Annotated in this window: 9 protein-coding genes; 2 read left to right on the top strand and 7 right to left on the bottom strand. The window is 62.5% G+C overall.

Going from position 1 to position 12,368, the window contains the following annotated elements; translation table 11 throughout:
* Positions 1-10: 10 nt before the first annotated feature.
* The 7 genes from D5400_RS06255 to D5400_RS06285 form a co-directional block, all read right to left on the bottom strand.
* Positions 11-1,624 carry an ABC transporter ATP-binding protein gene (locus tag D5400_RS06255; RefSeq protein ID WP_126008701.1) on the bottom strand — a complete coding sequence of 538 codons (1,614 nt, stop codon included), beginning with the start codon at positions 1,622-1,624 and terminating at the stop codon, positions 11-13.
* 1 nt (position 1,625) lies between these two features.
* Positions 1,626-2,756: an ABC transporter permease gene (locus tag D5400_RS06260; protein WP_126008703.1), complete on the bottom strand. Its 1,131-nt coding sequence runs from the start codon at positions 2,754-2,756 to the stop codon at positions 1,626-1,628.
* A gap of 10 nt (positions 2,757-2,766) precedes the next feature.
* Positions 2,767-3,690 (bottom strand): oligopeptide ABC transporter permease OppB, encoded by a 924-nt coding sequence (gene oppB / locus D5400_RS06265; protein ID WP_126008705.1) that lies wholly within the window; start codon positions 3,688-3,690, stop codon positions 2,767-2,769.
* Positions 3,691-3,804: 114 nt separating this feature from the next.
* On the bottom strand, positions 3,805-5,376 hold the full coding sequence (locus D5400_RS06270; RefSeq protein ID WP_245451527.1) for a peptide ABC transporter substrate-binding protein: 1,572 nt from the start codon (positions 5,374-5,376) through the stop codon (positions 3,805-3,807).
* Between the two features lie 275 nt (positions 5,377-5,651).
* Positions 5,652-6,185 (bottom strand): hypothetical protein, encoded by a 534-nt coding sequence (locus D5400_RS06275; protein ID WP_126008709.1) that lies wholly within the window; start codon positions 6,183-6,185, stop codon positions 5,652-5,654.
* 246 nt (positions 6,186-6,431) lie between these two features.
* Entirely contained in the window at positions 6,432-8,207 is a 1,776-nt protein-coding gene (locus D5400_RS06280; protein ID WP_126008711.1) for a sodium:solute symporter family protein, read from the bottom strand.
* Positions 8,208-8,228: 21 nt separating this feature from the next.
* Positions 8,229-8,492, bottom strand: a complete 264-nt coding sequence (locus tag D5400_RS06285) for a DUF4212 domain-containing protein (protein ID WP_126008713.1) — start codon at positions 8,490-8,492, stop codon at positions 8,229-8,231.
* A gap of 218 nt (positions 8,493-8,710) precedes the next feature.
* On the opposite strand from D5400_RS06285, the gene ggt reads away from it, so the two are divergent.
* Both ggt and D5400_RS06295 read left to right on the top strand, forming a co-directional pair.
* Positions 8,711-10,465, top strand: coding sequence for a gamma-glutamyltransferase (gene ggt / locus D5400_RS06290; protein WP_126008715.1), 1,755 nt, complete (start codon positions 8,711-8,713; stop codon positions 10,463-10,465).
* Between the two features lie 58 nt (positions 10,466-10,523).
* On the top strand, positions 10,524-12,365 hold the full coding sequence (locus tag D5400_RS06295) for a monovalent cation:proton antiporter-2 (CPA2) family protein (protein ID WP_126008717.1): 1,842 nt from the start codon (positions 10,524-10,526) through the stop codon (positions 12,363-12,365).
* Positions 12,366-12,368: the final 3 nt, after the last annotated feature.

The raw sequence follows: 12,368 nt of genomic DNA on the forward strand, positions 1-12,368 counted from the left end.
CGACAGTCGATCAGGCGATGCGCCGGAACCTCGTCTGGTCCACCGCCGCCGCCATCAGTGCTTGCGTGTAGGCTTCCCGCGGATGATCGAAGATCGCGGCTGTCGCACCTTCCTCGACGATCCGGCCCTCCTTCATCACGATGATGTGGTCGGCCATGGCCCGCACCACCGCCAGATCATGGCTGATGAATAGATAGGCGAGGTCGTGCGCCTTCTGGAGGTCGCGCAGGAGATCGACGATCTGTTTCTGCACCGAGCGATCGAGCGCCGAGGTCGGCTCGTCCAGCACGACGATCTTGGGCTTGAGGATCATCGCGCGTGCAATCGCGATGCGCTGGCGCTGGCCGCCGGAGAATTCGTGCGGGTAGCGGTTGCGCATCAGCGGATCCAGACCGACTTCGGCAAGCGCCTCGATCGCACGGGCATCGCGTTCCCGTCTGGTGAGGTGCGGTTCGTGCACCAGAAGGCCTTCCGTCACGATCTGGCCGACCGTCATGCGGGGCGACAGCGACCCGAAGGGATCCTGGAAGACGAGCTGCATCTCGTGCCGCAACGGCCGCATGGCCTCGCGATCGGCGTGGGAAATGTCTTTGCCTTGAAACCGCACTGCGCCCCTGGATGGCGCGAGCCTTAGAAGCGCCCGCCCGAGCGTCGATTTGCCTGACCCCGATTCACCGACGATCCCGATCGTCTGGCCTTGTCGTAACTGCAGGGAAATGCGGTCGACGGCCTTCAGGTCGATGGCGGGCCCCTTCATGAAGCCGCCGCCGACGCGGAAAGTGACGGCGACATCGCGGCCCTCCAGCAGCACCGGTGCCGTCGGTGGCGGCGGTGCCTTGATGCCGGTCGGCTCGGCCGCGAGCAGCATCTGCGTGTAGGGGTGGGCAGGGGCGGTGAACAGCACTTCGGCGTCGTTCGTCTCGACCACCTCGCCCCTCTGCATGACGTAGACGCGGTCGGCAAAGCGCCGGACGATACCGAGGTCGTGGGTGATGAAGACGATCGCCATGCCGAGCCGCTTCTGCAGATCGGCAAGAAGTTCGAGGATCTGCGCCTGGATCGTCACGTCGAGTGCCGTCGTCGGTTCATCGGCGATCAGGATGTCTGGGTCGTTTGCGAGCGCCATCGCGATCATCACGCGCTGGCGCTGGCCACCCGACAGCTCGTGCGGATAGGCATCGATCCGCCGTTCCGGGTCGGGCAGCCCGACGAGCTTCAACAGCTCGATGATGCGCGGCCGCACCTCGCTGCGCTTCAGCTTGCCGTGGTGGATGATGGGCTCCGCCAGCTGCCGGCCAATCTTGTAGAGCGGATCGAGCGAGGTCATCGGTTCCTGGAAGATCATGGTGATCTTCTCGCCGCGGATGCGGTTCAGCGCCCGGTCGGAAAGGCCGATGATCTCCTTTCCGCGGTATTGCGCCGAGCCATTCGCCCGGCCATTGCCGGCGAGCAGGCCCATGATCGCCATCATGGTCTGGCTCTTGCCGGAGCCGGATTCGCCGACGATCGCGACCGTTTCACCCGGCATCACGTCGAGGTCGATGCCTTTGACGGCGTAGACGGGCCCGTCATTGGTACCGAATTCGACCTTCAGATCGCGCACTTTGAGGATCGGGTCGCTCATTCTATCGGTCCTTCGGATCGAGCGCATCGCGGAGGCCATCGCCCAGGAAGTTCAGCGCGAAGAGGATGATCGTCAGCGTCACCGCCGGATAGATCAGGAGCCAGCTCGCGCCGCGCATGTTCGCTGCGCCATCGGAGATCAGAAGCCCGAGGCTCGTCAGCGGCGGCTGGACGCCGAGGCCGAGGAAGGAGAGCAGGCTTTCCAGGAGGATCGCCTTCGGCACAAGAAGCGTGACGAAGACGATGACCGGGCCGAGCGTGTTCGGGATGACGTGCCGGCGCAGGATACCCCAACTCGTCACGCCCATGGCCTGGGCGGCTTCCACATATTCCTGCCTTTTGATGGTGAGCGTCTGCCCGCGCACGATGCGAGCCATGTCCAGCCATTCGGTGCAGCCGATGGCGATGAAGATCAGCACGAAACTTCGGCCGAAGAAGACGACCAGCAAGATGACGAAGAAGATGAAGGGCAGCGAATAGAGGATGTCGACGAAGCGCATCATGACGTTGTCGACGCGGCCACCGAGATAGCCGGCGACGGCGCCGTAGGTGACGCCCAGCACAAGCGCCATCAGCGAGGCGAGAAGCCCGATCGCAAGCGAGATGCGGATGCCGATCATCGTGCGGGTCAGCACGTCTCGGCCATTGGCATCTGTGCCGAAGAGGAAGCGCAGCCGCTGCACGTCGGCCACCATTTCGGCGCTCAAGCCGTCGGCGCTGAGGTTTTCAAGGCGCGCATTGGAGAAGAGGTCGGAGCGGTCGACATAGCGGGTGATGCGGTCGTCGATCGGCTCGTCGTTCGAAATGAGCGCCCGTGCGGTCTGGCCCTCGATCGTGATTTCGCCGATCGTGACACGGCCGCGTTCGATCGCGCTTTCGAAGGCCGGCGTGATGTTTTCGGCGCGGGGATAGGCTTCGAAACTGGCCGGCGCGCGTACATATTGCGGATAGATGCGGTCATAGGGGTGCGGCGAGAGCATCGGCCCGAAGATGCCCGTGAGGGCCAGGGCGATGAGCACGATCATCGAGACGACGGCCGCCTTGTTGCGGCGCAGGCGAAGCCAGGCATCCTGGCCGAGGGAGCGGCTTTGACGGTAGTCCAGTTCGGAATGGGCGGAGATTGTCTCGGTCATCGCATGGTCCTCAATCGTAACGCACGCGCGGATCGAGCCACGCATAGAGGATGTCGACGATCAGGTTGAAGATCACGACGAAGACGGCGATGACGATCACCGTGCCCATGACGAGCGTATAGTCGCGCCCGAGCGCCCCTTGCACGAAATAGCGTCCGATGCCGGGAATGCCGAAGATGGTTTCCACGACGACGGAGCCGGTGAGCAGGGCGGCTGCCGTCGGGCCGAGATAGGAGACGACGGGCAGCATTGCAGCACGCAGCGCATGGGTGACGACCACGACGCGGGTCGGCAGGCCATAGGCGCGGGCGGTGCGCACATGGTTCGATCGCAGGGCCTCGATGGTGGCGCCACGCGTCAACCGCGCAATGATCGCGATCTGGGGCAGGGCAAGGGTCGCAACCGGCAGGACGAGATAGCGGAACTGCCCGCCGCCCCAGCCGCCGGCTGGCAGCCAGCCGAGCATGACGCCGAAGAACAGCGACAGGACGGGTGCGATCACAAAGGGCGGTATGGTGATGCCGAGCGTCGCGGTGCCGACCACCATGTAGTCGATCCAGGTGTTTTGACGCAGAGCCGCAAGCGCGCCGAGAGCCGTGCCGACGATCAGCGCCAGCGACAGCGCCATGGCGCCCAGCTGGATGGAAACGGGCAGCCCGGTCCGGAACAGATCCATCACCGAAAAGTCGCGCCGCGTGAAGCTTGGGCCGAGATCTCCCTGCGCCAGATTGCCGAGATACAGCAGATATTGCTGCCAGAGCGGCTTATCGAGATTGTAGGCGCGGTTGATGTTTTCCATGATCAGCGGATCGAGCGGGCGTTCGAGATCGAACGGACCGCCGGGCGCGATGCGGATCATGAAAAAGGCGAGGGTGACGATGATGAACACCGTCGGTATGGCGCTCAACAGACGCCGCAGCACATAGCCGACCATTTAGGGTTTCCTGACGACGCCTATCGGCGAAGGACGGCGCTCTCAGCGCTCAGAGAAATCAACCGGCGATCCAAGCCATCGCTGGCCTGAGATCGCCGGGTGAGGGCTGAAAGCCTATTCGGTGATCGACATCCAACGGCTGCCGTGGACGTTCATGACGTTGTCTTCCCAGCCGACGAGACGATCCGACACGAGCGCATTGGCCGTGTAGTAGAGGATCGGGATGACCGGCACTTCCTGCAGCAGAAGCGTTTCTGCCTCTTTCAGGATTTCAGCGCGCGTATCAATGTCCGTTTCCACGGAGGCCTGATCCATCAGCTCGTCGTAATCCTCGTTCACCCAGCGGGAATAGTTGAAGCCGAGATTGTCGCTCTCATGCAGGAAGAGGAAGTTTTGCGGATCGGAATAGTCGCCGATCCAGCCGGCGCGAGCGACATCGAAATCGCCGTCTTCACGCAGATAGTTGAAGTAGGTGGCGCCTTCCATTTCGACGGTCGTTGCCTGGATCCCGATATTGCCCAGCATATCGGCGATCGCGGTCATCGTGTTCGCGTTGTTTTCCGACGTGTTGTAGAGCAACTCGATGGACAGCTCGTTCTCGCCGTAGCCGGCTTCTTCCAGAAGCGCGATCGCGGCATCTTCGCGGTCCAGCATGTCGTCATCGGCATAGGGCATTTCCGCCGGCTCGCCGTAATTGCCGATGCCCTGCGGCACGTAGGAGTGGGTCGGGATCATTGCGCCCTGCCAGATTTCCTCGGCCAGGAACTCACGGTCGATCGCCATGGACATCGCCTGACGGACGCGCGGATCGGAGAGACCCTCCTTCGTCGTCTTCACCGGCAGGTAGTAGGTGCCGAGATAGGGGACGATGCGCAGCGCATCGCCGAGATTGGCTTCCATATAGTCCATCTGCTCCAGCGGAACGTCGGAACAGGAATGGACCTCGCCGGCCTCGAAACGGCGCAGGCAGGTCGCGCGCTCTTCGAAGGGGATATAGTTCACGACGTCGATCGCGACGTTGTCTGCGTCATGGAACTCTGGGTTCTTGCGCATCACGATCTGGTCGTTCGGCGTGAAGCTTTCAAGCATATAGGCGCCGTTGGTCACCAGATTGCCGGGGCTCGTATAGTTCGAACCGTGCTCCTCGACAGACGCTTGATGAAGCGGCAGGCCAGTCTGGTGGGTCAGAAGCTCAAGAAAATAGGGAGCCGGTGTCTTCAGGGTGATTTCCAGCGTGCGGTCATCGATGGCGCGGGCAGCGATGTCCTCGAGCGCGCCATCGGCCGTGTTCGCCTCTTCGGCGCCTTCGATGACATAGAGCATGTTGGCGTATGGCGCTGCCGTTGCCGGATCCTGAATGCGGCGATAGGCGAAGACGAAGTCGTTCGCCGTCACCGGATCGCCGTTCGACCAGCGTGCGTCTTCGCGCAGATAGAAGGTGTAGGTCATGCCATCTTCGGAAATGTCCCACCGCTCGGCGACGCCCGGCACCACTTCGGCGTCGGCGCCTTGCACGACGAGCCCCTCGTAGAGATCGCGCATAATGTGGCCTTCCGCCACCGTCGACGTCAGATGGTGATCGAGCGTCGAGGGGTCGGTGTCATTGCCGCGGTTATAGACCATCTCTGCGTCCTGCGCGGAAGCGCCCGTCGGAAGGGCTGAAATGGCCAGCGCGGAGGCCAGCATCGTCGAAGTGAAAAGGCTCTTGAGCATCGATCGGTGTTCCCTGTTGTCTTGTTCTTCGATGGCCCCTGCAGCGACGTGCGACCACGTCTTCTGCACCCCCACCTGTGAAGGTGTTGGAATAAAATTTCCGAGTCAAGCTGAAGCGGACAGGCCGCACACGCTGTCAAAGGGCTTTGAATGGATCGAACGCCCGGCGTCCGGTTTTGATCGTAAAGTTGCGCAAGCGGCAAAAGCGACAGCCTCAGGTGGCTGCATCGCCTAAGCCTTAGATGGCTTCAACCGATCGGAGCGGGCTCGGCGCAGACGATGGGGATCAGCGGATGATCATCCTCGAGATCGACCCAATTGACGTTTTGCGGCATGCCGCGTTCGTCGAACTCGGTGGAATCGGTGAGATCGGCGCGGCGCGTATCGCTGCAATCGAAGATCTGGCGCGCCTGTAGCGTCGGCTGGTAGCGCTGAACGAAGATGATGTCCGCCATGACATAACCCGGCAGCGCTTCGTTGCGCTGGATCGACGCCCGATCGACGGCGGTGAAGCGGTTGATGCGCGGCTTGATGAGCGTCCAGGGCTGGAGGGCGCCACTATAGGTGAAGCTCTCGACGACAGCGACACGCTCGGGCAGTTCCGCAACGGTACGGCCGTACCAGGAGTAGTCGTTCCAGAGGACGAAGACGAGAAGCGATATGCCGCCGACGATCGGCATCAGGCCCCGCGGCACGGGCTTTTTGGCAAAGCGATAAGGCAGCGAAGCGATCGCCCCGGCGCTGACGGCCACGAGCAGGCCCCCGATCAAGATAAAAAACATCGTCTCTTCCCGCCAGGATCGCGTCGGTGCTCCCCCAAGCCCGTGCGTGATCCACCCCGATCATCGAGCGTGGACGAAGCATCCCACGCCGCTGTGCATTCCAAAGCCCCTCATCGCCCGAATTGCGCTTCGGATCAACCAATCGCGGGCCAGAAGGTAAAAAGACCCCGCAAACAGAAGCTTGCGGGGTCTTTTCTGGTCATTTCGACCATTCCCGGACGTAAAGACCGGGAGCGGTCTTATGTCTTAGTGGTCCAGCGCTGCGCTGGCGCCACGCGGCGTGCGAACGCTTTCGACGAGGTCCTGGATTTCGCGCGGCGGTGCTTCGGTCGCGTTGGACACGAAGTAGGCAACGGCGAAGTTCAAAATCGCGCCGATCGTACCGAAGGATGCCGGCGAGATGCCGAAGATCCAGCCAGCCGGATTGTCCGGCAGGATGTTGGTTTCCGGAATGAACAGGAAGCCCTTGTACGCGAAGACGTAGGCGCAGGTCGTGATCAGACCGACGAGCATGCCTGCGATGGCACCCGACGAGTTGATGCGCTTGGAGAAGATGCCCATCATCAGTGCCGGGAAGATCGTCGCTGCAGCAAGGCCGAAGGCGAGTGCCACGGTCTGGGCTGCGAAGCCGGGCGGGTTGAGCCCGAGCCAGGTTGCAAGCGCAATGGCGCCGGCCATGGCAACACGGGCGGCGAACAGCTCGCCCTTTTCAGAGATGTCCGGCTTGAACACGCTCTTGATCAGGTCGTGCGAGATCGCCGAAGCGATGGCGAGCAGCAAGCCTGCCGCCGTCGACAGGGCAGCAGCGAGACCACCGGCAGCGACAAGTGCGATCACCCAGCCCGGAAGATTTGCGATTTCCGGATTGGCGAGAACCATGATGTCGTTGTTGACGGTCAGTTCGTTGCCCTGCCAGCCACGCTGCGTGGCCGTTTCGGCATAGGCTGCGTTGTTGGCATTGTAGAACTGGATGCGGCCGTCACCGTTCAGGTCGTTGAAGGTGAGGAGGCCGGTGGTTTCCCAGTTGCGCATCCACTCAGGACGATCTTCATAGACGAGAGCAGTCTCTTCCACGGCGCCATTGCCGGGGTAGATCGTCTCGATAAGGTTGAGGCGCGCCATCGCACCGACGGCCGGAGCCGTGAGGTAGAGAATGGCGATGAAGACAAGCGCCCATCCGGCAGACCAGCGTGCGTCGGATACCTTCGGCACGGTGAAGAAGCGGATGATGACGTGCGGCAGGCCGGCAGTACCGATCATCAGGGACATGGTGAACAGGACGATGTTCAGCATGGAATCCGTCGAGCCGGTGTACTGGTTGAAGCCGAGATCGGTCACGATCTGGTCAAGCGTCGCGAGAAGTGGCTGGCCGGATGCCGTGTGCTCGGAGAAGAGACCGAACATCGGAAGCGGATTGCCCGTCAGCTGCAGCGAGATGAAGATCGCTGGGATCGTGTAGGCAAGAATGAGCACGACGTACTGGGCGACCTGCGTATAGGTGATGCCCTTCATGCCGCCGAAAACCGCGTAGAGGAACACGATCGCCGAGCCGATCAGAAGGCCGGTGGTGGTGTCGGTTTCCAGGAAGCGGGCGAAGGTGACACCGACGCCGGTCATCTGGCCGATAACGTAGGTAACCGAGACGACGATGAGACAGACGACGGCCACGATGCGCGCTGTGCGCGAATAGAAGCGGTCGCCGATAAATTCCGGAACGGTGAACTTGCCGAACTTGCGCAGGTAGGGCGCAAGGAGCATGGCGAGCAGCACGTAGCCGCCGGTCCAGCCCATGAGATAGGTCGAGTTGTCGTAACCGACCGAAGCGATGAGGCCCGCCATCGAAATGAACGATGCGGCCGACATCCAGTCAGCAGCCGTCGCCATCCCGTTCATCACCGGATGAACGCCGCGGTTTGCGGCATAGAATTCGCCGGTCGTTCCGGCGCGTGAATAGATCGCAATGCCGATATAGAGCGCGAAGCTCAGCCCGACGACGATCAGATTGAGTGTATATTGATCCATGTTACCCCTCCCTCTCGCGGTCTACTGTTCGTCGACGTCGAATTCGCGGTCGAGCTTGTTCATGCGCCAGGCATAGAAGAAGATCAGACCAAGAAAGACGAGGATGGAGCCCTGCTGGGCGAACCAGAAACCGAGATCAGTGCCGCCGACTGGAATGCCGGAGAGCAGTGGGCGCAGAATGATGCCGAAACCAAACGAGACCAGCGCCCAGATGACGAGCGAGAACTTGATGATCCGGAGATTGGCCTGCCAATAGGCATCGGCCTGTGCGGACTTGGGATCCAAAACGATTACCTCCCATTTCGAGCCGTGGCGCGGCCACGGCAAACCCCTGCGGCCAGCCTATGCCACCGCAATTGAACCGTACTGCCGAGCCCGAAATGCGACCAGTTAGCCGTTCGGATTATAAACGAAGGGCGAATGCGGCCAGGAACCGGCACTTTGCCCTTTCGGCCTAGAGCACTTAGGATATGTTCAGGCTGGGGCGAGAGGAGAAAGCTGCAATGATCTCAAGGTCTTGGTGTGCACCCATCGCTGCCCTGCTCGTCTTAACCAGCGGCGAAACGCTTGCGCAGGAGGCGCGCCCTGCGCCCGAGCAGGCGACCGGGCGGATCCAGCAGGCGACTGTTTACGCACAGGATTTCATGGTCGCCGCTGCCCATCCGGCCGCAAGTGAAGCGGGAATGACGGTTCTGGAAGCCGGCGGCAACGCCATCGACGCGATGGTTGCGGTGCAGATGATGCTCAATCTCGTCGAGCCGCAGAGCTCCGGGATCGGTGGTGGTGCCTTCCTCGTCTATTTCGACGCCGAAACTGGATCGGTGCGCACGTTCGACGGGCGCGAGACGGCGCCGAAGGTCGCGGGCCCGAACCTCTTCCTGGGGCTCGACGGGAAGCCGATGGAATTCTTCGATGCGGTGGTCGGCGGGCGCTCGGTCGGCACGCCGGGAACGCTGAAGCTGATGGAGGAGACCCATGCGCTCTATGGCAGCATGCCGTTTGCTGAGTTGCTTCAGCCGGCCATCGACCTGGCAGAGGACGGGTTCGAAGTTGGCCCGCGGCTTGCCGGGCAGCTTACCGGCGACGGCGCCGCGCGGCTCCAGACGTTCGAGACCGCGCGCGACTACTTCTTTCCAGGAGGAAAGGCACTTCAAGCGGGAGATATCGTTCGCAATCCGGAGTTTGCGGAGACACTGCGGCGCGTGGCGGAGGAGGGCACCGAGGTCTTCTATGGCGGCGAGATCGGGCAAGCGATCGTCGAGACGGTGCGCACCGCGCCCGGTCGCCCGGGGCTGCTGTCGATCGAGGATCTCGAAGCCTATGAGATCGTGGAGCGTGAGCCGGTGTGTCATCCCTACCGCGTCTACGAGGTGTGCGGCATGGGGCCGCCGAGCTCGGGCGCGACGACTGTCGGCCAGATGCTCGGCCTGCTCGAACATTTCGACATGGCGTCGCTCGGGCCAGACGATCTTGATGCCTGGCACCTCTTCAGCGAGGCAAGCAAACTCGCCTTTGCCGACCGCGCGATGTTCCTGGCCGATGCCGACTTCGTCGACGTGCCTGTCGACGGTCTTCTCGATCCGGCCTATCTGACCGCTCGCGCCCAATCGATCTTGCTGGATGAAGCCGCCGCTGCACCGGTTGCTCACGGCAATCCGCCGTGGCGCGCGCGAAGAGCGCAGGGACCGGACATGTCCCCAGGCCGCGCGGGAACCAGCCATGTCTCCATTGTCGACGCGGACGGCAACGCGGTCTCTCTGACCACGACGATCGAGGGCGGGTTCGGCTCGCAACTGATGGTCGGTGGATTCCTCCTCAACAACGAGCTCACCGATTTCTCGTTCTCGCCGCGCGACGAGGCTGGCCGACCGATCGCGAACCGTGTGGAAGGCGGGAAGAGGCCGCGCAGTTCCATGGCGCCCACGATCGTGCTGGAGGATGGAGAGCTCGAACTCGTCATCGGCTCGCCGGGCGGCGTCTCGATCATCGGCTATGTGGCGCAGGCGCTGGTGGCGACGCTCGATTGGGACATGGACCTGCAGGCCGCCATCGATCTTGGCCATGTCTTCAATGCGAATGGCGCAACAACGCTCGAAGCAGGAACCGAAGCCGAGCGTTTCGCCGATGAGCTGACCGCGCGCGGCCATGAGGTGCGCATCGGTGACATGAACAGCGGCCTGCATGCGATCCGCGTCGAAGATGGAGGCTTGGCCGGTGCGGCCGACCCGCGCCGCGAGGGCCTCGTTCTCGGACGATAGACAAATCCGGGCGGTCGTTTAGAGGTTCATGATCTGAACGCCGACGAGAGAGCGCAGCATGGCAGTCGAGGGATCCGGATCCGATCTGGCGCAGGTGGTCGTTTTGCTCTCGGCTGGCGTGCTGGCCGTGCCGATCTTCAAGCGCCTCGGCCTTGGCTCGGTGCTCGGCTATTTCACGGCGGGCCTCATCATCGGGCCGTTCGGTCTCGGATTCTTCTCCGATCCTGAAGCGATCCTGCACATCGCCGAACTCGGCGTCGTGATGTTCCTCTTCGTCATCGGGCTGGAAATGCAGCCTTCGCGGCTCTGGAATCTCAGGCGTGAAATCTTCGGCCTTGGTCTATCGCAGGTGTTCTTCTGCGCTTTCCTGTTGACGTTGATCGGGGTCTATCTGCTCGACCTGTCGCCGGTCATCGCCTTCGTTGCGGCCTCCGGTTTCGTCTTGTCGTCGACGGCCGTCGTCATGCAGATGCTCGACGAGCGGGGCGAGACATCCACGACGGAAGGGCAGCAGGCGGTATCGATCCTGCTACTCGAAGACCTGATGATCGTGCCGCTTCTTGCGATCGTCACCTTCCTGGCACCGGGAGAAAGCGCGACGTTGACTGAGCGCTTGGTCGACATCGCGATCGCGATCGGCGCGGTTGCGGCGCTCATTCTCGCCGGGCGCTTCCTGCTCAATCCGTTCTTCAGCATTCTGGCGGCGGCGCGGGCGCGCGAGGTGATGACGGCCGCCGCCCTTCTGGTCGTGCTCGGGTCGGCGTTGCTCATGGATGTCGGCGGCCTGTCGATGGCGATGGGCGCGTTTCTTGCCGGTGTGCTTCTGTCGGAATCGACTTTCCGGCATCAGCTGGAAGCCGATGTCGAACCATTCCGCGGCATCCTGCTCGGCCTCTTCTTCCTCGCCGTGGGCATGTCGCTTGATCTCTCCGTCATTGGGGCGGAATGGCAGATGATCCTGCTTGCCGTTGCGGCTTTCATGGTCACGAAGGCGATCGGCATCTATGTCATCGCGCGGATCTTCGGCACGGCCAACCGGGCGGCGATCACCCGCGTGGCACTCTTTGCCCAAGGCGGCGAGTTCGCCTTCGTCCTTTATGCGGCGGCGCTTGCCGGCGGCATTTTCGACGCGCGCACCAACGCGATATTCTCCGCCGTGATCATCCTTTCCATGGCGCTGACGCCGTTGATCGGGATAGCGCTTCAACGCCTGATGCCGCGCGCGCCGACCGATCTCGACGGTATCGACAAGGCCGATGGGCTTGAAGGGAACGTGTTGATGATCGGCTTCGGCCGGTTCGCGCAGGTGGCCAGCCAAGGCCTGCTCGCGCGCGGCTTCGATGTCTCGATCATCGAAAACGACGTGGAGATGATCCGGGCCGCAGCCGATTTCGGCTTCAAGGTCTACTATGGCGACGGGACGCGCCTCGATACGCTGCATGCATCGGGCGCTCGCGAGGCGGAAGCGATCCTCGTCTGCGTCGACGATCGTGCTGCCGCCGACCGGATCGTGGAACTGGTCAAGCACGAGTTTCCATTGGCCAAGCTCTTCGTGCGTGCCTTCGATCGCGGCCACGCGCTCGATCTCATCGCCAAGGGCGTCGATTACCAGATCCGCGAGACCTTCGAATCCGCGATGCGCTTCGGTGAGGCCGCGATGATCGAGCTTGGCGTGTCAGTCGAGGATGCGCAGGCGATCAGCGCGGATGTGCGCCGGCGAGACGAGGCGCGGTTCGAGCTGCAGATCGTCGGCGATATCTATTCCGGCAGCGATCTCATGCGCGGCAACATGCCGAAGCCTACGCCGCTGACGACGCCGCGGCGGGCCGGCAAGGTCTATGGCGCCGACACGCTCGGTGAGAGCGCGACATCCGACCGCGACAACGAGCGGATCGAATAGTAT

The sequence above is a fragment of the Georhizobium profundi genome (assembly GCF_003952725.1).
GTDB classification, from domain to species: Bacteria; Pseudomonadota; Alphaproteobacteria; order Rhizobiales; family Rhizobiaceae; genus Georhizobium; species Georhizobium profundi.